The sequence below is a fragment of the Pelomonas sp. V22 genome, from assembly GCF_030014915.1.
Classification (GTDB): Bacteria; Pseudomonadota; Gammaproteobacteria; order Burkholderiales; family Burkholderiaceae_C; genus JAUASW01.
On the sequence record NZ_JAGIXS010000001.1, the window covers coordinates 1,953,669 to 1,973,324 of the forward strand.

17 protein-coding genes are annotated in these 19,656 nt (G+C 68.4%); 7 read left to right on the top strand and 10 right to left on the bottom strand.

Going from position 1 to position 19,656, the window contains the following annotated elements; translation table 11 throughout:
* Positions 1–321: 321 nt before the first annotated feature.
* Positions 322–927: a chalcone isomerase family protein gene (locus tag J7U46_RS08920; RefSeq protein WP_282824831.1), complete on the top strand. Its 606-nt coding sequence runs from the start codon at positions 322–324 to the stop codon at positions 925–927.
* A gap of 34 nt (positions 928–961) precedes the next feature.
* Here the strand turns inward: J7U46_RS08920 and J7U46_RS08925 are convergent, their stop codons facing one another.
* Complete coding sequence (locus J7U46_RS08925; RefSeq protein ID WP_282824832.1) at positions 962–3,550, bottom strand: chemotaxis protein CheW; 2,589 nt, start codon at positions 3,548–3,550, stop codon at positions 962–964.
* A gap of 164 nt (positions 3,551–3,714) precedes the next feature.
* Positions 3,715–4,377: a phosphoglycolate phosphatase gene (gene gph, locus J7U46_RS08930; RefSeq protein ID WP_282824834.1), complete on the bottom strand. Its 663-nt coding sequence runs from the start codon at positions 4,375–4,377 to the stop codon at positions 3,715–3,717.
* Between the two features lie 116 nt (positions 4,378–4,493).
* Here gph and J7U46_RS23200 point away from each other — a divergent pair, with 116 nt between their 5' ends.
* The 3 genes from J7U46_RS23200 (at position 4,494) to lplT (ending at position 7,409) form a co-directional block, all read left to right on the top strand.
* Positions 4,494–4,934, top strand: coding sequence for a hypothetical protein (locus J7U46_RS23200; protein WP_349239485.1), 441 nt, complete (start codon positions 4,494–4,496; stop codon positions 4,932–4,934).
* A gap of 83 nt (positions 4,935–5,017) precedes the next feature.
* Positions 5,018–6,067, top strand: coding sequence for a transporter (locus tag J7U46_RS08940; protein WP_282824836.1), 1,050 nt, complete (start codon positions 5,018–5,020; stop codon positions 6,065–6,067).
* Positions 6,068–6,110: 43 nt separating this feature from the next.
* On the top strand, positions 6,111–7,409 hold the full coding sequence (gene lplT / locus J7U46_RS08945) for a lysophospholipid transporter LplT (protein ID WP_282824837.1): 1,299 nt from the start codon (positions 6,111–6,113) through the stop codon (positions 7,407–7,409).
* Here lplT and J7U46_RS08950 read toward each other — a convergent pair.
* Positions 7,396–8,628 (bottom strand): glycosyltransferase family 1 protein, encoded by a 1,233-nt coding sequence (locus J7U46_RS08950; RefSeq protein WP_282824838.1) that lies wholly within the window; start codon positions 8,626–8,628, stop codon positions 7,396–7,398. The two genes, lplT and J7U46_RS08950, sit on opposite strands and share 14 nt — an antisense overlap.
* Positions 8,629–8,805: 177 nt before the next feature.
* Between J7U46_RS08950 and J7U46_RS08955 the strand changes: the two genes are divergently transcribed.
* On the top strand, positions 8,806–9,414 hold the full coding sequence (locus tag J7U46_RS08955; RefSeq protein ID WP_282824839.1) for a hypothetical protein: 609 nt from the start codon (positions 8,806–8,808) through the stop codon (positions 9,412–9,414).
* A 4-nt stretch (positions 9,415–9,418) separates the two neighbouring features.
* On the opposite strand, the gene J7U46_RS08960 is transcribed toward J7U46_RS08955, so the two are convergent.
* Positions 9,419–11,080, bottom strand: a complete 1,662-nt coding sequence (locus J7U46_RS08960; protein WP_282824841.1) for an aminotransferase class III-fold pyridoxal phosphate-dependent enzyme — start codon at positions 11,078–11,080, stop codon at positions 9,419–9,421.
* A 62-nt stretch (positions 11,081–11,142) separates the two neighbouring features.
* On the opposite strand from J7U46_RS08960, the gene asd reads away from it, so the two are divergent.
* Both asd and J7U46_RS08970 read left to right on the top strand, forming a co-directional pair.
* Positions 11,143–12,015 (top strand): archaetidylserine decarboxylase, encoded by an 873-nt coding sequence (asd, locus tag J7U46_RS08965; RefSeq protein ID WP_282824843.1) that lies wholly within the window; start codon positions 11,143–11,145, stop codon positions 12,013–12,015.
* A 99-nt stretch (positions 12,016–12,114) separates the two neighbouring features.
* Positions 12,115–13,482, top strand: a complete 1,368-nt coding sequence (locus J7U46_RS08970; protein WP_282824845.1) for a UDP-glucose/GDP-mannose dehydrogenase family protein — start codon at positions 12,115–12,117, stop codon at positions 13,480–13,482.
* Positions 13,483–13,491: 9 nt separating this feature from the next.
* Here J7U46_RS08970 and J7U46_RS08975 read toward each other — a convergent pair whose 3' ends face one another.
* The 6 genes from J7U46_RS08975 to J7U46_RS09000 all read right to left on the bottom strand — a co-directional run bounded on the left by J7U46_RS08975 (position 13,492) and on the right by J7U46_RS09000 (position 19,629).
* The gene (locus J7U46_RS08975; RefSeq protein ID WP_282825035.1) at positions 13,492–14,484 is read right to left on the bottom strand and encodes an ABC transporter ATP-binding protein; all 993 of its coding nucleotides are present in this window, start codon (positions 14,482–14,484) and stop codon (positions 13,492–13,494) included.
* Between the two features lie 8 nt (positions 14,485–14,492).
* Positions 14,493–15,338 (bottom strand): carbohydrate ABC transporter permease, encoded by an 846-nt coding sequence (locus J7U46_RS08980; RefSeq protein ID WP_282824847.1) that lies wholly within the window; start codon positions 15,336–15,338, stop codon positions 14,493–14,495.
* The gene (locus J7U46_RS08985) at positions 15,335–16,195 is read right to left on the bottom strand and encodes a sugar ABC transporter permease (RefSeq protein WP_282824849.1); all 861 of its coding nucleotides are present in this window, start codon (positions 16,193–16,195) and stop codon (positions 15,335–15,337) included. The genes J7U46_RS08980 and J7U46_RS08985 overlap by 4 nt, the downstream gene beginning before the upstream one ends.
* An 8-nt stretch (positions 16,196–16,203) precedes the next feature.
* Entirely contained in the window at positions 16,204–17,451 is a 1,248-nt protein-coding gene (locus J7U46_RS08990; protein ID WP_282824851.1) for an ABC transporter substrate-binding protein, read from the bottom strand.
* Between the two features lie 67 nt (positions 17,452–17,518).
* A complete protein-coding gene (locus J7U46_RS08995; RefSeq protein WP_282824852.1) occupies positions 17,519–18,955 on the bottom strand; it encodes a sensor histidine kinase in 1,437 nt (478 codons plus the stop codon).
* Positions 18,952–19,629 carry a response regulator transcription factor gene (locus J7U46_RS09000; RefSeq protein ID WP_282824853.1) on the bottom strand — a complete coding sequence of 226 codons (678 nt, stop codon included), beginning with the start codon at positions 19,627–19,629 and terminating at the stop codon, positions 18,952–18,954. The genes J7U46_RS08995 and J7U46_RS09000 overlap by 4 nt, the downstream gene beginning before the upstream one ends.
* Positions 19,630–19,656: the final 27 nt, after the last annotated feature.

Here is a 19,656-nt window from a genome sequence, read left to right on the forward strand (position 1 = left end):
ACCAGGCGGGCACGCGTCCGTCAAACGGTCGCTGCGCTGGCCGGATCAGTCAAGAACAGGAGCCCGGAACGGGCAGAACGGCAAGCAGCAGCGGCTTCAAGCGAAGTCGGACGGGCGACGCCAGGGCCAGGCTCCCCGGTCGTTCGACCCCTTGATGTGCTTGCGCGTGATGAACATGCGGCCGAGTGTACCGGCTAAATCTATGCAGCGAACGAACGTGAATTCGGGCGCGGACAAGGCGGGATGGCTTGTCAGATACTTGCGGCTCTGTATCAAGCCTGCCGTTCGAGCGGGCCCACAACAACGGAGTGGGACATCAAGATGCATCGTCGTTCCCTGATCTCGCTGGCGCTGGCCGCCTGCGCCCTGGCCCTGCCGCTGACCAGCCAGGCCGAGACCGTCGAAGTTGCCGGCGTCAAGTACGACACCAGCGCCGAGGTCGCGGGCAAGAAGCTGGTGCTGAACGGCGCCGGCATCCGCTACAAGGTCATCATCAAGGTCTACACCGCCGGCCTGTACCTGAGCGAGAAGCTCGACACGCCGGAGGCCGTGCTGGCCAACACCGGCGCCAAGCGCCTGCACATCGTGGCCCTGCGCGACATCGACGGCAACGACCTCGGCAAGCTCTTCACCAAGGGCATGGAGGCGAATGCGCCGCGCGAGGAGTTCGTCAAGTCGATCAACGGCGTGCTGAAGATCGCCGAGCATTTCGCCGCGAAGAAGGAATTGTCCAAGGGCGAAAGCTTCTCGGTCGACTACATCCCCGGCGTCGGCTCCCAGGTGCTGATCAACGGCAAGCTGGCCGGCGAGCCGATCAAGGAGCCCGAGTTCTTCACCGCCCTGATGCGCATCTGGCTGGGCAAGTCGCCCGCCGATGATTCGCTGAAGGACGCACTGCTGGGCATCGAGCGCAAGCGCCGCCGCTGAAGGCTCGGCGCGCCGATCCGACGCGCCGCCTCCCTCACTCCGACAACAACAGCGCCTGCTCGCCCTCGGCATCGAGCGCGGTGGGCGCAGCGCTGATCTGCCGCCACAAGGCCTGCGCATCCAGCAGCGTCAGCATGCCCTGGCCTTCGCCACGCACCAGCTGCGGCAGGCCCACCGGGCCTTCCCGGGTGGGGCTCGCATGGATCTTGTTCGAGGCCACGCTGAACACCTGGCCCAGCGCCTGCACCCGCAAACCGAGCCGCTGCCCGGCCGCCGTGCTGCAGACCAGCACCGGTGCATCGGCACCGCAGGGAGCGCCGCCGAGCAGCAGGCCCATGTCCAGCACCGGCAGCATCTTGTCCTGGTGATTGATCATGCCGACCAGCACGCGCGGCGCATTCGGCAAGGCCGTCAGGCGCGGTGCCGCCAAGGCTTCCATCACCTGCGCAGCAGGCAAGCCGAGGGCGCGGCCCGACACGCTGAAACTGGCAATGTCGAGCCGGCTGACGTCCGCACCTACGGCGCTGCCCTGAGGCACGACAAAGCCCAGTTCTTCGGCAGCCTTCGACGCCAGCCGCGGGCCGAGCGGCTGTAGCACCATGGCCACCACATCCTCGGCCGAAGCCGGCGCGCCGCGCCGGTACTCCCGATAGCCGGCAGACAAGGCCAGGCCGACGGCATGCACGACACCATCGATCTCAAGCTCCACTGACAACGACTCGCCGGCCGTGAGCAGGCTCAGCTTGGCAAGCGAGGCCGCATCGAGCGGCGCCTGCTCGCCCACGGGCCAGCGCGCACCATCGCTGCTGGACACGATACGGCCGGACCGCGTGACCAGCAGGCCGGCAGCACCCGAGCGCTGCGGCAAGGCGTCGCGCAGCATCGCGGCCAGCTGGGCATCACCGTCAAACACGATGGCAATGCCGCCGACCACGCCCTGCGCCGCGCCTGGCGCCGGCAATGAAGTCGCGTAGACGTAGGTGGACTTCTCCCCGTAAAGCGCGCTGCCTTCATGGCGCGAGACCACATGGCGCTCGCGGTCCTGCAAAGCCAGGGCCTCGGCCACCCAGGCTTCGTTCAGCTGGCGGCCCAGTTGCGCCTGCGCCTGCGCCGGATCCGAAACGGCGATGACGCGGCCCGCCGTGTCGAACACCAGCAGCAAGGCATAGACCGTGTAGAGCTGGTTGATGCGGCGCAGCACCGTCTCGGCCTCGCGCTGCGCGGTTGCGGCATCCCCGAGCGCCGCTTTCTGCAAGGCTTGCTGCAGGTTGGAATCGAGCGCCCACCAGCGCACATCGTTGGCGCGCTCGTAGAGATTGCGGTCCATGATGTCGATGGCCAGGCGGGCATGGAACAGCACCTCGTCGAACACCGCCACCAGGGCCGAGTTCTGCAGGTTGCCGATCGCCACCTCGAAGACCTGGCGCAACTGCTGGCCGGTGCGCTCCACCTCGTTGAGCAGGGTCACGGCGAACTCGGTGCCGTCGGCCTGCTTGCGGCTGCGCAGCTTGCCGTTCCACAGCGAGCGCTGCAGGTCGAACTGGATGCGCGCCGCTTCCAGCGGGATGCCGCGCAGCTCGGCATCGAAGAGCTCGCGCGTGTCGAGGCCCGCCGCCAGGGCGGCCAGGTCCTGCTTGTCCTCGGCGTCCAACGCATCGAAGGCATGCTCGACCGGCAGCAAGGCCAGCGCCGACCAGCCCGGGCCGCGGTAGCCCTCATAGCCCGAGGCCTCGACCGACACGGCCAGGTAGTCGCGGCCGGCAAACACCAGGCGATGGCGCGCATCCACGGCCGGCAGCTCGGCGCCGGGCGGCAGTTGCCAGCGGTCGGAGCTCATCAGCACCTGGCCTTGCGCATCGCGCAGCACCAGCACGGTGCGGTCGCCCGGCTGCAGCAGTTGCTTGAACACGCTGCGCATCTCGTCCGCCAGGCGGAAGGACAGGCACAGCACGCCCGCCGCGCCCTCGCCCGCTGCGATGGCGCTGGCATAGATCAGCCCGGTGCGGCCGCCGAGCACGCTGCTGGCGCCATACCGCTCGACGTAGGGCGTGTCGGGACGCAGGGCATCAGCGATCAGGGCATCACTGCAGGGTTGGTCTGCCACGCCACGGTCCAGCCGCGCCAACACCTGGCCCTGCGGCGACAGCACGACGATGTCGTCATAGACCGAATACTTGGCCACATAGGCCCGGAAGCGCGCTTCCAGCGCCGCCCGGCTGCTGGCCTGCTGCTCGCCGGGAACCGTATTGCGACACAGCGCCACATGCTCGCGCAGCGGACCATCGGCCGCCAGGAAGCCGACATCGGCCGTGCGCTCGAAGAGATTGCGCACCAGGATGTCGATCGCCACCTGGGCCTTGCCCTCGAGGCGCCTGACGCTGTTGTCCAACAGGCGGCGGGCCAGGCTGTCGAGCAGGGTGCCGGTGAGCGCCTGGAAAGCGCTGCGGGTATTGCCCATGTCGGCGGCCGCACCGCTCATCTGGCCCAGCAGGGCCAGGCTGTCCCACACGCCCTGCAGACGCAGCAGGTTCTCGCGGTGCTCGTCCACCAGGCCCATCTTCGAAACGAACGGCGCTACCTCGGCCGAAAACTGCAGTCCCTTGTGCCAGACCTTGCTCATCATTGCGCCATCGTGTCAGTCGTGAAATAGGAAGGGGCCGCCCGGCCCCGCCGCACGATAACCGCGGCACGGGTCCGCGCCAGGCGCGGCGGACCTCGCGCGTGCGCAAGGCGGCGCGTGCATCCCCGTGGTGCGGACCACCGCTCGGTGGTGCCCACTTTGGGGATTCAGGCCGGCGCCGCCAGCTCTTCCAGCGAATCGATGAAGCGATCGGCATCGACCTGCTCGATGGGCTCACCGTGGTTGTAGCCATAGCGCACCAGCACCACCGGGCAGCCTGCAGCGCGCGCTGCCTTCGCATCATTGCTGGAGTCGCCAATCATCCAGCTGCCCGAAGTTGGTGCACCCAGCGCCTCACAGGTCTTGATGAGCGGCAGCGGGTCGGGCTTCTTGCGCTCGAAATCGTCGCCGCCGAAGACCTGGTCGAAGAAGCCCTCCAGCCCTTTGCGCCGCAAGAGTTCGCGGGCAAAGCGGGCCGGCTTGTTGGTCAGGCAGGCCATCGGCAGGCCCTTGCTCCTCAGCGCCTGCAAGCCCGCCAGCACGCCGGGGAAGACGTCTGAATGCTCGCCGTTCGCCGCCTCGTAATGCTGCTGGTAGCGGGCCCAGGCCTCGACGTACAGCGCCGCATCGGCACCCACCTCGGCCAGCGTGCTGCGTATCAGATGCTCGCTGCCCTGGCCCACGGTGCGCTCGATGAAGGAGCGGTCCACGGTTCGCTGACCGAGCTCGGTCAGCACCTGGTTCAGCACGAAATGGAAGTCGCCGAGCGTGTCGACCAGGGTGCCGTCCAGGTCGATCAGAAAGGCTTGTGGCGGCGGCAGTGGGTTCACGGTGGCGGGGCGGGCTGTCTGTAGAAGACCCGGATTCTGCCCGCACCGCCGCTGCCGGCCTGTCACATGAACTGTTTATACTGTTTATACCGTTTCAACCCACAGGGAGCACGACCATGTCAAAGACCAAGAATTCCAGCACCGAAGCCGGCAGCAAGATCAAGCTGGTGCGCGACAGCTTCACCATGCCCAAGGACGAGTACGCGCAGATTGACGCACTCAAGCAGCGCGCCGCCGCCAAGGCTCGCGTGGTGAAGAAGAGCGAGATCCTGCGCGCCGGCATCGCGGCACTGGCTGGCCTCTCCGATGCCGCCCTGCTCGCCGCCCTGGCTGCTGTGCCCAGCCTGAAGACCGGCCGCCCCAAGCAGGAAGCCGCACCTGAATCGGCCAAGCCGGCCGCCAAAGCTGCCGTCAAGCCCACCGCAAAACCTGCGGCCAAGCCCCTGGGCAAGAAGATCGCAAAGCCCGTGGCGAAGCCGGCTGTGAAGCCAGTTGCGAAGCCCGCTGCCAAGCCTGCGGCCAAGAAGGCCGCACCGAGCACAGCCAAGCGCGCCTGAGCTTAAAACGATGACGCTGGCCGGAGCAGCCGGCGTCATCTGCACTCGCTAGCATGGCGATCCGCGCGCCCCGAGACATCGCCATGAACGAGCCCCACAAGCCCCAGCCCTCTTCTTCGCTGCTGTCGTCCAGCTATGGCGCCGACGAGCATGGCCTGATCTGCGGCTACCGCTTCCTGGCGGAAGGGCCGGCCCAGCCGCTGGGTTCCGACGAGGCCCTCCGCCAGCTTGGCGCGGGCAGCGCGGGCGGCGGCTTCCTCTGGCTGCACTTCAATCTCTCCCATGCGCGCGCCGAAGCCTGGCTGCGCCGCCACGGCGGCCTGAGCGAGGCCTTCTTCGAAGCGCTCAGCGAGGGCTCGCGCTCCTCGCGCATCGAGCGCGACGGCGATGCCTTGTTCGCCGTGGTCAACGATGTGACCTTTGATTTCTCCTTCGACGCCGGCGACGTGGCCACGCTGTGGGTCCATGTGCGCGACGGCCTGGTGATCAGCGCCCGCCGCCATCCGCTGCGCTCGGTTGACCGGCTGCGCGCCGATGTGAAGGGCGGCGAATGCCTGGTCTCGCCGGTGGCCTTGCTGGACCACCTGCTGCGCGACCAGGCCGACGAGCTCCTGCGCATCGTGCGCACCGCCACCGACCGCGTGGACGACATCGAGGACGCCGTGCTGGCCGGCCAGGCCCTGCGCCACGGCAGCGAGCTCGCGCAACTGCGCCGCCTGATGGTGAGGCTGCAGCGCTGGCTGGCACCCGAGCCCAGCGCGCTGATGCGCATGCTGGGCAACCCGCCGGCCTGGGTCAGCGCGGGCGACACCGAGCGCATGCGCCAGTCCAGCGAAGAGTTCGCCGTCGTGCTGCGCGACATAGGTGCGCTGCAGGAGCGCATCAAGCTCTTGCAGGAAGAAGCCACCTCGCGCGTGGCCGAAGAAAACAACCGCAGCCTGTTCACGCTGACCATGGTCACCGTGCTGGCCCTGCCGATCAACCTGATCGCCGGCCTGCTGGGCATGAACGTGGGCGGCATCCCGCTGGCAGATCACGCGCATGGCTTTGTGCTGGTGGTGCTCCTGATCACCGCCATCACCGCCCTGCTGGGCTGGACGCTGTGGCGCCGCATCCGCCGGCCGCACGACTGAGTGCGCTGCCACGGCCGCGTCATGCGGCCTTCACGGCGGTTTCATGCGCGGCCGTCATGCTGAGGACATGTTGCTACCCGAGCAAGGGCGCGCCGCCCTGCCGCGCGGCTTTCATCTGCTGATCGCGACGCAGTTCTTTTCGTCCCTGGCCGACAACGCGCTGCTGATCGTCACCATCGCCCTGCTAGACGAGCGCGGCCTGCCGCTGTGGTGGGCGCCGCTCTTGAAGCTCGGCTTCACGCTGTCCTATGTGCTGCTGGCGCCCTTCGTGGGCGCGCTGGCAGATGCCGTCCCCAAGCGCCGGTTGATGGCCTGGATGAACGCGACCAAGATCGTCGGCCTCATCGCCCTGATGGCGGGCCTGCATCCGGTGGCGGCCTTCGTCATCGTCGGCCTGGGCGCGGCCGGCTATGCACCGGCCAAGTACGGCTTGCTGACCGAGCTGGTCGGGCCCGAGCAGCTGGTGCGGGCCAATGGCTGGCTGGAGGTCTCGGTGGTCTGCGCTGCCCTGCTGGGCGCCATGGTCGGCGGCCTGCTGGTCAGCTCGTGGTGGCTGGAAAGCGGCCTGCACCAGCAATTGCTGGCCATGGCACCCGAGGCCGACCGCTACCTGCCCTCGCTCGCCCTGCTGCTGCTGGTCTATGCCATGGCCAGCGGGCTCAACCTCGGCGTGCCCGACAGCGGCGCCCGCTACCCGGCTTGCGGCTTCCACCCCGGAGCGCTGCTGCGCGATTTCTCGGCCGACCAGCGCAGGCTCTGGCGCGACGCCGACGGCGGCCTCTCGCTGGCCGTGACCACGATCTTCTGGGGCCTCGGTGCCACGCTGCAATTCGCCGTGCTGCGCTGGGCCGAAGACATCCTGCGCCTGCCCCTGAACCAGGCCGCCTACCTGCAGGCCGCCGTGGCCGTGGGCGTGGTGCTGGGTGCCAGCGCTGCCGGCCGCTGGGTGCCGCTCACGGCCGCCAAGCGCATGCTGGTGTTTGGCGTGGTGCTGGGCCTTCTGATGCCGGTACTGGCACTGACGGCCAACCTGATGCTCGCCATCGGCCTGCTGGTGCTGACCGGCGCTGTGGGCGGCCTGCTGGTCGTTCCCCTGAATGCGCTCCTGCAGCATCGCGGCTTCGTGCTGCTGAGCGCCGGCCGCTCGATCGCCGTGCAGGGTTTCAACGAGAACGCCAGCGTGCTGGCCATGCTGGCCGGCTATGCGCTGCTGCTGTGGGGCGGCCTCCCCATCGCGCCGCTGATGGCGGTCTTCGGTGCCGGCATCGCCAGCGGCATCCTCCTCTTGATCTGGCGCGAGCAGCGCCGCGCAGCGCGTGCCGCCACGCTCAGCGGCTGCTGAGCGACAGGGCCGAGGCGCCCGGCTGTGCGTGGCGTATCACCTCGTTCAGCGCCGACTCGAACTGCAGCACGACCTGGTTCCAGTCCTGACCTAGAGCCCGCTGGCGGGCCATCAGGCCGGCCCGGCGCCATTGCGCCGGCTCCTCGCCGGCCAGCGCGGCAGCGGCGGCGATGAAGGCGGCGTTGTCGCCCATGGGCGCGAGGCGGCCCTGCTCACCATCGCTGATCAGCTCGGCCGCTGCGGCATAGCCAAAGGCCAGCACCGGCAGGCCGCTGGCCATGGCCTCGATGGTGACGTTGCCGAAGGTCTCGGTCAGGCTGGGGAACAGGAACAGGTCGGCCGAGGCGTAATGCGCCGCCAGCGCCTGGCCGCTCTGCTGGCCGGCAAAGATCGCGTCCGGGCAGCGCTGCTGCAAGGCCTGGCGCAAGGGGCCATCGCCGACCAGCAGCAAGCGCGCTGCTGGCCTGCGGGCCTTGAAGGCCTGGTAGGCGGCCAGCAAGGTGTCGAGGTTCTTCTCGGGCGCGAGCCGGCCCACGCAGGCCAGCAACGGATCATCCGGGCCGAGGCCCCAACCCGCGCGCAGCGCCTCGCTGCGCTGCGCCGGATCAAAGCGCCCCAGGTCCACGCCGCGCGACACCACACGCAGGCCGCGAAAGCCCAGCCGGTCCAGTTCGGCGCGCAGCGCCTCGGTCGGCACCATCGTGCAATGCGCGCGGTTATGGAACTTGCGCAGGTAGGCCATGATGGGCTTGTGCAGCCAGCCTATGCCGTAGTGGCGGCTGTAGGCATGGAAGTTGGTGCGGAAGTCTGAGCTGACCGGCAGCTGCAGCTGCAGCGCCGCCTGCAGGGCCGACCAGCCCAGCGGCCCCTCCGTGGCGATGTGGACCAGGTCGGGCCGCTGGTGAGCCCACAGCTGCTTCAGGAAGCGCCGCGAAGGCATGCCCATGCGCAGGTTGGGGTAGCGCGGTATGGGCATGCCGCGCGTCAGCACCTGCTCAAGGCCGCCGCCGGCCAGCGCTTGCGCGTCGCCGATCTGGCGAGGCCGCACCAGCTGGATGTCGTGGTTGCGCTGCTGCAGGCCCTCGACGATGCGGGCCATGGTCAGCGCCACGCCGTTGACCTCGGGCGGATAGGTTTCGGTGACCACGGCCACGCGCAAGCTGCGATGCAGCGCCGGCAGGTGATCGACGATCAGTTGGGCGGCATCGGGTTCTTGCATGGGCCGCATGCTGACTGCCTTGCGCAACAAAACCGTGACAGGCCTGTGCCAAGGCCCGCCGACGCCAATCCGTCATCGCTCGGTCACCGGCGAGTCACGCCAATTGCGCAGCATGCGACGCGCCACCGGGTCCGCCGGTGCTCCTCCCCCATCCACCGTTCTGCCAACGAGGTGAGCGTGAATCCTTTCTTCGAAACCCTGAACACCCAGCGCTGGGACGACCACCGCTTCTACCACCAGAGCCGCATCAACCAGAGCCTGCACCTGGTCAGCGCGCTGTGCTTCCTCGCGTCCTATGCCCTGCTCTTCATCGACCCGGCCAGCGCTGCGCTGCTGGCCTGGGGCGTCTCGATGAGCATGCGCCAGGCCGGCCATTTCTTCTTCGAGCCGCGCGGCTACGACGAGGTGAACCAGGTCACCGATGCCTACAAGGAAGAGGTCAAGGTCGGCTACAACATCCGCCGCAAGATCGTGCTGATGAGCGCCTGGGCCCTGCTGCCCGTGCTGCTGTGGCTGCAGCCCTCGCTGTTCGGCCTGATCGAGCCGGCCACGGACTTCAAGGACTACCTGCACGACGTGGGTATCGCCTGGCTGACGCTGGGCGTGACCGGCCTCGCCTTCCGCGTGTTGCAGCTGTGGCTGCGCGACGGCCTGATGGTCGGCCTGGCCTGGGCCTTCAAGATCATCACCGACCCGCTGTACGACGTGCGCCTGTACTGGAAGTCGCCCCTCTACCTCTTGAAGGGCGAGCTGCTCGATCCGATGCCGCATGCGCGGCAGCACTGAAGCTTCAGAACAGCCGCGCCGCCAGCTCGCGCAGGATGCCGCGGCGGATGCTGCGGTTGCTCTGCGCGGCGTCCTGCCACCACCAGCCGTCGGCCCGCATGGCCTCGGCGCCGGCCACGAAGCGCTGCATCACGGCCTCGAACTCGGCATCGCCGTAGTTGAGGCTGAAGATCATGCGGCCGCTGCCCACCCAGCTGAGCGCCAGGCCCTGCAGGCGCAGGTAGAACTGCAGCATCCAGTTGTAGCGCGAGGGCTCGGTGTAGAGCACGGTCCAGATGGTCGAGAGATTGGCCACGCGCACCGGCAGTTGAGCCTCGGCCAGACGGCGGTTGAGCTCGGCGGCGCGCGCGTTCCAGCGCTCGTCCAGCCCTTCGTAGAGCCGCTGCACGGCCGGCGTGTCCAGCCGCTCCAGGAAGGCCTGCATCGCGCCCATCACGTACGGGTGGCTGTTGAAGGTGCCGCGCGCGAAGCAGATGTCGGCCGGCCGCTCGCTGCGAAAGCGCTGCATCAGCTCCGCGCGGCCGCAGACCACGCCCACGGGCAGACCGCCGCCCAGGGTCTTGCCATAGGTCACCATGTCGGCGCGCACGCCGAAGTACTCTTGCGCGCCACCCGGTGCCAGGCGGAAGCCGACGAAGACCTCGTCGAAGATCAGGACGATGCCTCGCTCGCTGCAGACCGCGCGCAGCTCCTTCAGCCATCGCGTGTAGGCCTCGCGGTCGAAGCCGGCACGGCGGCCGCTGTCCACCAGCGAGGAGTCGCCCGGCGCCGGCGAGTTCGGATGCAGGGCCTGCAAAGGGTTGACCAGCACGCAGGCCACGTCATCGCGCTGGCGCAGCACCTGCAGGCTGCGCGGGTCCAGGTCCTTCAAGGTGTAGGTCTCGCGCGGTGGCAGCGGGTTGCCGGGGCCGGGCTGCACGTCTTCCCACCAGCCGTGGTACGCGCCGCAGAATCGCACCAGGTGCGAGCGCCGCGTGTGATAACGCGCCAGCCGCACGGCCTGCATCACAGCCTCGGTGCCCGACATGTGGAAGGACACATCGTCCAGCCCCGAGATGCGGCGCAGCCGCTCGACGTTCTCCAAGACGCAGGGGTGGTACACGCCCAGCACCGGGCCCAGCGCGTGAACCCGCGCGGCGCCTTCGTCTATGCAGTCCTTGTAGGCCTCGTAGCCCAGCAGGTTGACGCCGTAGCTGCCGCTCAGGTCGTACAGCACATTGCCGTCCACGTCCTCAATCGTCACACCGCTGGAGGCCTGCATGAAGCTGCTGCTCTTGAGCCGCTCGCGCAGATAGGGGCTGAACTGGAAAGGCACGCGGTAGCTGCTGGTGAAGCGCAGGTCCGGCAGGGCCGTGCGGGCCTGGTCGCTCATCGCCGCGCCGCGCGCATAGCGCTGCGCGTACTCGGCGCACAGGCGCTCGAAGGCGGCACGACGGCGTTGCTGCCAATCCGGCGGCGCCCCGTCAGCGGCGAAGAAGCGCGCCTCGTCGTAGGCATAGCCGGGCAGCAGGCGCGCCAGGCGCTGAGCCATGCGCGAATGGCCGGCCAGCGAGCGGTGCTTGGCGCGCGACAGGCAGAGACGCCGCCACAACCGCGGCAGGCTCAGCAAGGCGGCGCTGCCGATGGCGACGGGGGCGAGGGTCGAGAGGGCAAGGGTTTCGTCCATGGGGCGGCTGCTGTTGTTGCGGCCGCATGTCTACCAAGCGCCTTTGACAAGGTCGTGAATCGATGATCAGCAATCTCATACGCCGCCTCGGCCAACAGGAAGACCTGAACTTCCTGCTCACCAACCGCGTGCCCCGCATCCTCTTGACGCGCTGGATGGGCTGGTTCAGCCAGCTGCAGAGCCCGCTGCTGGCGCGCTGCTCCATCGCCGTATGGCGCTTGTTCACCGATCTCGATTTGAGCGACGCCCGCCAGCAGCGCTTCGCAAGCCTGCACGACTGCTTCACCCGCGAGCTGCTGCCGGGCGCCCGGCCGGCCGACCCTGACCCGGCCCTGCTGGTGAGCCCCAGCGACGGCATCGTCGGCGCCTGTGGCGAGGTACAGGGCACGACGGTGTTCCAGGCCAAGGGCTTTCCGTATGAGCTGCAGGAGCTGTTCGGCCCCAACCAGGACATCACGCCGTTTCGCGATGGCATCTACCTCACGCTGCGCCTGACCTCGGCCATGTACCACCGCTTCCATGCGCCCTATGCCGGCGAGATCGAGCATGTGAGCTACCTCTCCGGCGACACCTGGAATGTGAACCCCATCGCCCTGGCCCGGGTGGAGCGCCTGTTCTGCCGCAACGAGCGGGCCGTGCTGCGCGCCCGCATCGGCGCGGCACGCCACCCGCTCGCCATCGTGCCGGTGGCGGCCATCCTCGTGGCCAGCATCCGCCTGCATTTCCTCGACGTGCTCCTGCACCTGCGCTACCGGGGCGCCAACGAGGTGCCCTGCCGCGCCGCGATGGACAAGGGCCAGGAGCTCGGCTGGTTCCAGCATGGCTCGACCATCCTCCTGTTCGCGCCCAAGGGCTTTGCGCTGCTGGATGGCATCACGACAGGCACGCGCGTGCGCGCTGGCCAGGCGCTGATGCGGCTGCCCGAGACGGGTTGAAGAAAAGACCTCGTCACGAAACTGTGGGCAAGCGGTCATGGCGGGGTCATGCGTGGGCCGGATGCTGGCGGCCATGCTCAACCCTCAGCAGGTGAACCGATGAAAGTCTCCGTTCTGGGTGCCGGCTATGTCGGCCTTGTCACCGCCGCCTGCCTGGCGGACATGGGCAATAGCGTGGCCTGCGTCGATGTGGATGCGGAGCGCGTGGCCCTGCTGCAGCGCGGCGAGGTGCCGATCTACGAGCCCGGCCTCGCCGAGCTGGTGCAGCGCAACCAGGCGGCCGGCCGCCTGCTCTTCACCACCGATGCCGAGCGCGGCATCAACCACGGCACCATCGTCTTCATCGCCGTGGGCACGCCGGCCAGCGAAGACGGCTCGGCCGACATCCTGCATGTGCTGGAAGCCGCCCGCAGCATCGGCCGCCACATGCTGGACTACAAGGTCATCGTCGACAAAAGCACGGTGCCGGTGGGCACGGCCGAGCAGGTGCAGGCCGCCGTGGCGGCCGAGCTCAAGCAGCGCTGCGCCGTGCTGCCCTATGCGGTGATCTCCAACCCCGAGTTCCTGAAGGAAGGCGCGGCCATCGAGGACTTCATGCGGCCGGACCGCGTCGTCATCGGCTCCGACGACGAGCAGGCCACGCTCTTGATGCGCGCCATCTACGCGCCCTTTCTGCGCAACCGCGACCGCATGCTGGTGATGGACCGCCGCAGCGCCGAGCTCTGCAAGTACGTGGCCAATGCCATGCTGGCCACGCGCATCAGCTTCATGAACGAGATGGCTCTGCTGGCCGAGCGCCTCGGCGCCGACATCGAGCAGGTGCGCCTTGGCATAGGCAGCGATCCGCGCATAGGCACGCAGTTCCTCTATGCGGGCTGCGGCTGGGGCGGCTCCTGCCTGCCCAAGGACGTGAAGGCCCTGCGTCACATGGCCGAGAGCCAGGGCCTGCAGCTGGACCTGCTGGATGCGGTGCAAGGCATCAATGAGCGCCAGCGCCGCCTGCTGGTGCAGCGCCTGGTCGAGCGCTTCGGCGAGCGGCTCGATGGCCTGTCCATCGCGCTCTGGGGCCTCGCGTTCAAGCCTGGCACCGACGACCTGCGCGAGGCACCCAGCCTCGCCATCGTCGAAGAGCTGCTGCAGCGCGGCGCCCGTGTCCAGGCCTACGACCCGGTGGCCATGCCAGCCGTGGCCGCGCGCTGGCCGGACCGCACCGGCCTGCAGCTGTGCAGTGATCCGTATGAAGCAGCCGCCGGTGCCTCGGCCCTGCTGGTGGTGACCGAATGGCGCGAGTTCCGCAGCCCCGACTTCAGCCAGCTGAAGAGCCGCATGGCCCGGGCGCTGCTGCTGGATGGCCGCAACCTCTACGACCCCGCGCTGATGCGTGAGCTGAGCATCGAGCACCTGGGCATAGGCCGGGGCACGTTGCCGGCCTGGACGGAGGCGGCACCGCAGGCGCTGGCGGCCTGAGGCGGGCGCTCAGCCGAGCCGCTGGCCGCTCACGGCGTCAAAGTGGTGGGGGCGATCCTCCGCCCAGCGGATGCCCACCAACTCACCCACCTGCTGCGTCGCCCGGCCTGCCACGCGAGCGGTCATGGCACCCAGTGGGGTCTCCAGCTTGAGATAGGTCTCTGGCCCGGTCGGCTCTAGCATCAGGACCTGGCCATTCAAGCCCTCACTCGGCGCTACCAGTTCTAGATGCTCGGGCCGCAGGCCAACCTGCACGCCGGGCTCATCGGGCGCGCTGAAGAAGTTCATCGCCGGTGAGCCGACGAACTCGGCGACGAAGCGGTTGGCCGGGCGTTCGTAGATCTGCTGCGGCGTGCCGAACTGCTGGACCTGGCCGTCCTTCATCACGGCGATGCGGTCGCCGAGCGTCATGGCCTCGACCTGATCGTGCGTGACGTAGACCGTGGTCGTGCGCGTGCGCTGGTGCAAGAGCTTGATCTCGGCGCGCATCTCGACGCGCAGCTTGGCGTCGAGGTTGGAGAGTGGCTCGTCGAACAGGAAGAGCTTGGGGTTGCGCGCCAGTGCCCGCCCCATGGCCACGCGCTGGCGCTGGCCGCCGCTGAGCTGGGCAGGCCGGCGGTCCAGCAAGTGCTCGATCTGCAGCATCGCGGCCACGCGCTTCACGGCGGCCTCGCGCTCGGGCTTTGCCACTTTGCGCATCTCCAGCGCGAAGGCGATGTTCTGCGCGACGTTCATGTTCGGGTACAGCGCATAGCTCTGGAACACCATGGCGATGTCGCGATCCTTGCTGGGCAGGTCCGTCACATCGCGCTCGCCGATCTCGATGCGGCCGCTGGTGGGCTGCTCCAGGCCGGCAATCATGTTGAGAAGGGTGCTTTTGCCGCAGCCCGAGGGGCCGACCAGGATGAGGAACTCGCCGGCCTCGATCTCGATGTCGATGCCCTTGAGGATCTCGGTCGGCCCGAAGCTCTTGCGGATCTGCTTGATTGCCAGCGCGCCCATCTTGCTCATCACCCTTTCACGGCGCCGGCCGTCAGGCCGCGCACGAAGTACTTGCCGGCCAGCACGTAGACGATCAGCGTCGGCAGCGCCGCGATCAGCGCGGCGGCCATGTCGACGTTGTATTCCTTGACCGAGCTGGAGGTGTTGGCCAGGTTGTTCAGGCCCACGGTGACGGGCTTGCTGTCCGCCCCCGAGAACACCACGCCATAGAGAAAATCGTTCCAGATGTTGGTGAACTGCCAGATCAGGGTCACCACGAGGATGGGTGTGGACAGCGGCAGCACGATGCGCCGGAAGATCTGCCAGAAGCCGGCGCCATCGAGCATGGCGGCGCGTATCAACTCGTCGGGCAGGCCAGCGTAGTAGTTGCGGAAGAACAGCGTGGTCGAGGGCAGGCCGGCGATCACATGCACCAGCACCAGGCCGCCCACCGAGCTGGCCAGGCCCAGCGTGCCCAGTACCTGGCTCATGGGCAGGAGCACGACCTGCATGGGCATGAAGACGCCGAACAGCATCAGCGCGAACAGCAACTCGCTGCCGCGAAAGCGCCACTTGCTGAGCACGTAGCCATTGATTGCGCCCAGGGCCGTCGAGACCGCCACGGCTGGCACCACCATCAGCAGCGAGTTGAGGAAGAAGGGCTGCAGGCCGCCGCAATCGGTGCCGGTGCAGGCACTGCTCCAGGCCTTGGCCCAGGCCGCGAAGCCGGGCGCCTGCGGCAGGGCGAGCAGGCTGCCTTCGCGCAGCTCGTCCATGCTCTTCAGCGAGGTGGCCAGCATCACGTACAGCGGCGTCAGGAAGAACAGGGCCAGCAAGCCCAGCGCGGCAAAGAGGACGATGCGGGACAGCTTCATCGCCGGGCCCTCAGCTCCGAGTAGAGATAGGGCACAACGAGGGCCGCCACCGTGGCCAGCATCATCATGGCGCTGGCGGCACCAAGGCCGATCTGGCCGCGCGAGAAGGCCATGGTGTACATGAAGGTGGCCGGCAGGTCGGTGGCATAGCCGGGGCCGCCGCCGGTCAGCGCCATCACGAGGTCAAAGCTCTTGATCGCCAGATGGCTGACCACCAGCAACGTGGAGAAGAACACCGGCCGCAGGCTCGGGATGAGGATGCGCCAGTAGATGCGCGGCAGGCTGGCGCCGTCGATCTGCGCGGCCTTGATGATGCTGTCGTCGATGCCGCGCAGGCCGGCGAGGAACAGCGCCATCACGAAGCCAGCGCTTTGCCAGACGCCGGCGAGCGCCACGCAGTAGATCGCCATCTCGGGGTCGACCAGCCAATCAAAGCTGAAGTCCGGATAGCCCCAGTCACGCACGATTTGCTCGAGGCCGGTGCCCGGGTTCAGCATCCATTTCCAGGCCGTGCCGGTGACGATGAAGGACAGCGCCATCGGGAAGAGATAGATGGTGCGCAGCACACCTTCGGCCCGGACCTTCTGGTCCAGCAGCACGGCCATCAGGAGGCCGAGCGCCATGGCGCCGCCAATGAAGAGCGAGCCGAAGACCGCGAGGTTGCGCAGGGCCAGCCACCAACGCTCCATCTCGAACAAGGCCTCGTAGTTGGCCAGGCCCACCCACTCGTAGTTGGGCAAGAGGCGCGAGGCCGACAGGCTCAGCCAGCCGTTCCAGGCCATCAGGCCATAGATGAACAGCAGCGAGACGAGGAAGGACGGCGCGACGACCAGGCGTGGCAGCCAGCTCTGTTTCATGCGCGTGGTCAGCGTGTCTTGGCGGCCGAAGCGAGGCGCTTCATCGCATCAGCGGCCGTCATCTTGTCGCTGTTCCAGAAATTGCTGATCACGTCCTTGATCGCGCCTTCGGCGGCGGCCGGCACGGCCATGCCATGGGCCAGCGAGGGGATCAGCGTGCCGCCCTTAGCCGCAGCGGCAAAGTCATTCGCCGAGGCCTTGGCGCAGTCGTCGAACTTGTCGAGCTTCATGCCGGCGCGCACCGGGATCGAGCCCTTGGCCAGGTTGAAAGTCTCCTGGAAGGCGGGCGACATGATGGCGGCCGCCAGGTCCTTCTGGGCCTTCACATTGGCTTCGTTCTTCAGCTTGAACATGGCGAACGAGTCGATGTTGTAGCTGAAGCTCTTGGCCGATCCGGGCGAAGGCAGGCAGAGGAAGTCCTTGCCCGGCTGCTTGCCCGCCGCGATGAACTCGCCCTTGGCCCAGTCGCCCATGATCTGCATCGCCGCCTCGCCCTTGATCACCATCGCGGTGGCCAGGTTCCAGTCGCGGCCGGGGGCGTTCTTGTCGGTGTAGGGCTTGATGCGCTTGTAGGTGGCGAGCACCTTCTCCATCGTCGGGCTCGCGAGCGTTGCCGGGTCCAGCTGCACCAAGGTCTTGGCGTAGAACTCGGGGCCGCCTAAGCCGATGGCCACGGTCTCGAACAGGGTCAGGTCTTGCCAGTTCTGGCCACCATGGGCCAGCGGCAGGATGCCGGCCTTCTTGAGCGCCTCGGCGGCGACGAAGAACTCATCCCAGCTGGTCGGCGGCTGGAGCTTGGCGCGCTTGAAAACCTCCGGGTTGGCCCAGAGCCAGTTGACGCGGTGCACGTTGACCGGCACAGCGATGTAGCTGCCGCGGTACTTCATCTGGTCGGAGACGGCCTTGGGCAGCAGCTCGTCCCAGTGCTCGGCCTTGGCCACATCATCGATGGACGCGAGCACGCCTTCCTTGGCCCAGTCCTGCAGTGAGGGGCCCTTGATCTGGGCGGCGGCCGGTGCATTGCCCGAGACCACGCGGGACTTCAGGACCGTCATCGCCGAATCGCCGCCACCGCCGGCCACGGCAAAGTCTTTCCAGGTGTGGCCCTTGGCCTGCAGCGTGGCCTTCAGGGCCTGGGCCGCCTTGGCCTCGCCGCCGCTGGTCCACCAGTGCAGGACTTCCACCTCGCCGGCGAAGGCTGTCGCAGCGGCCAGGGCCAGGCTGGCCGCCAGGGTCTTGAGGAGGGGGCGTTGCATGCGGCTGTCTCCGGCGGCTTGTTGTGCCGCAAATTATTAACGGAGCATTAACGCCACGGGCAAAGGACTAACCCTGGTTCGGCAGGCTGATGCGGGCCAGCAGGCCCTGCGGCGCGAGCGGCAGCAGGCTGACCCGGCCTCCATGGCGCTCGACGATCTCGCGCACGATGGCGAGGCCGAGGCCGCAGCCGCTGCCCTCATCGGTGGCGCGCACGAAGCGCTCGAACACATGCTCCAGTTCGGCCTCGGGCAGGCCGGGGCCGTTGTCCTCCACCTCGAGCAAGACCCGGCCCGCCTCGGCTCGCAGCCGCACGGTGACGGTGGCTCCGCGCCCAGCGTAGCGGATCGCGTTGTCGATCAGGTTGCTCAAGGCCTCGCGCAGCAAGAGCAGGATGCCGCGCACCGGCAAGGGCGGCGTGCCTTCGTCCGCATCGTCCAGGCCCAGGTCGATGCCGGCCTGCAGGGCGCGCGGCACCAGCTCGGCCGTCAGCTCGGTGGCCAGGCGGCGCAGGTCGATCAGCTGGCGGTCCTGGCGGGAGGCGGAGTCGGGCTCGGCGCGGGCCAGCGTCAAGAGCTGGTTGATCAAATGGGCGCTGCGCACCGCGCTCTCGTGCACACGCTGCAGGCGCTGGGCCAGGGCCGGATCGCCCACGGCATCGGCATCGCGCAGGGCCAGCTCGGTCTGGCTCTTGAGCCCGGCCAGCGGCGTGCGCAGCTGGTGGGCAGCATCGCTGATGAAGCGCTTCTGCACGGCCACGCTGTGCTGCACCTCGGCCAGCAGCGCATTGATGGCGCCGGCCAGGGCGCGAACCTCGGGCGGTGCGGCGCTGAGCTGGATGGGTGCGAGGTCATTCGCGGCACGGCCCTCGACCTGGCGCTGCAAGAGGGCCAGGGGCGCCAGGCCAGCGCGGATGCCGGCGCCGACGATCAGGGTCATCAAGAGCATCAGCACCGACAGCGGCAGCACCATGTCGAGCAGGATCTGGCGCGCCAGCTCCTCGCGGTTGGCGCTGGAGCGCGCTACCTGCACCAGCAGCAACTGCCCCGGGCTGCCGGCCTCGCCATAGCGCAGCTGCAGAGCGGCCACCCGCACGCGCACCTCGCCGTGCTGGGGCTCGCGCAGCACGCCGTCGTAGTAGAAGGGCTCGCCGATTTGCGGTGCCGCGCCGGCGGGCAGGCCCGGCAGGTGCTTGTTGCCGAGGATGAACTGGCCCGGCGGCGTGCTGACCATGTAGAGCAGGCGGTCGCTGGGGTCGGATTCGAGGATGTCCTGCGCGGCGCGCGGAAAGTCGATCAGGAGGCCGTTGTCCTGCGGCTTGACCTGGCGCGCCAGGGCCCGCGTGGCCTGCGAGAGGCCGGCATCAATGGCGCGATTGGCATAGCCGGCGGCCAACTGGTAGGTGAAGAAGGCGGCGGCGATCCACAGCACCAGCTGGGGCAGCAGCAGCCAGGTGAGCAATTGCCGGCGCAGCGATCTCGCGCCGGGCACCGCCACCAGCTTCATGCCACCGCCGCCTCGTTCTCGAGCAGGTAGCCGAGGCCGCGCACCGTGCGGATGGCCAGGCCCGAGCGCTCCAGCTTGCGGCGCAGGCGGTGGATGTAGACCTCGATGGACCCCCCGCCCGCATCACCGCCATCCAGGGCCCAGGCCTGCGTGATCTGCTGCTTGCTGACCACGCGGTCCTGCTCGGTGAGCAGCAGGTCCAGCAGCAACCATTCGCGCGGGCTCAGCTCCAGCACCGCGCCGCGCACGCTGGCACGCCGGGCCCCGCGGTCGAAGCTGAGCGGGCCCAGCGTCAAGGTGGCGCGGGCCTGCGGCCGGCCCCGGCGCATCAGCGCATGCAGGCGGGCCTCCAGCTCGGGGAAATCAAAAGGCTTGGTCAGGTAGTCGTCGGCACCGGCGTTGAGGCCGGCCACGCGGTCGTCCAGGCCGTCCAGTGCGGTCAGCACCAGCACCGGGGTCAGGCATTGCGCGGCACGGGCGCGCTTCAGGACGGTCAGACCATCGACCAGGGGCAGGCCGAGGTCGAGGATCACGACATCGAAGTCCTGCTTCTGCAAGAGGTACTCGGCCACGGCGCCGTTCGGCGCATGCTCGACGCCGAAGCCGGCGCGGCGCAGCTGGGCCGACAAGGCATCGGCCAGCAGTGCATCGTCTTCGGCAAGCAGCAGGTTCATGGGAGCGTGACTGTAGCCGTCCCCAAT

Coding starts and splice junctions, on each gene's coding strand:
- J7U46_RS08920 (WP_282824831.1), top strand. CDS start 322: ATGCATCGTCGTTCCCTGATCTCGCTGGCGCTGGCCGCCTGCGCCCTG.
- J7U46_RS08925 (WP_282824832.1), bottom strand. CDS start 3,550: ATGATGAGCAAGGTCTGGCACAAGGGACTGCAGTTTTCGGCCGAGGTA.
- J7U46_RS23200 (WP_349239485.1), top strand. CDS start 4,494: ATGTCAAAGACCAAGAATTCCAGCACCGAAGCCGGCAGCAAGATCAAG.
- J7U46_RS08940 (WP_282824836.1), top strand. CDS start 5,018: ATGAACGAGCCCCACAAGCCCCAGCCCTCTTCTTCGCTGCTGTCGTCC.
- lplT (WP_282824837.1), top strand. CDS start 6,111: ATGCGCGGCCGTCATGCTGAGGACATGTTGCTACCCGAGCAAGGGCGC.
- J7U46_RS08950 (WP_282824838.1), bottom strand. CDS start 8,628: ATGCAAGAACCCGATGCCGCCCAACTGATCGTCGATCACCTGCCGGCG.
- J7U46_RS08960 (WP_282824841.1), bottom strand. CDS start 11,080: ATGGACGAAACCCTTGCCCTCTCGACCCTCGCCCCCGTCGCCATCGGC.
- asd (WP_282824843.1), top strand. CDS start 11,143: ATGATCAGCAATCTCATACGCCGCCTCGGCCAACAGGAAGACCTGAAC.
- J7U46_RS08970 (WP_282824845.1), top strand. CDS start 12,115: ATGAAAGTCTCCGTTCTGGGTGCCGGCTATGTCGGCCTTGTCACCGCC.
- J7U46_RS08975 (WP_282825035.1), bottom strand. CDS start 14,484: ATGGGCGCGCTGGCAATCAAGCAGATCCGCAAGAGCTTCGGGCCGACC.
- J7U46_RS08980 (WP_282824847.1), bottom strand. CDS start 15,338: ATGAAGCTGTCCCGCATCGTCCTCTTTGCCGCGCTGGGCTTGCTGGCC.
- J7U46_RS08985 (WP_282824849.1), bottom strand. CDS start 16,195: ATGAAACAGAGCTGGCTGCCACGCCTGGTCGTCGCGCCGTCCTTCCTC.
- J7U46_RS08990 (WP_282824851.1), bottom strand. CDS start 17,451: ATGCAACGCCCCCTCCTCAAGACCCTGGCGGCCAGCCTGGCCCTGGCC.
- J7U46_RS08995 (WP_282824852.1), bottom strand. CDS start 18,955: ATGAAGCTGGTGGCGGTGCCCGGCGCGAGATCGCTGCGCCGGCAATTG.
- J7U46_RS09000 (WP_282824853.1), bottom strand. CDS start 19,629: ATGAACCTGCTGCTTGCCGAAGACGATGCACTGCTGGCCGATGCCTTG.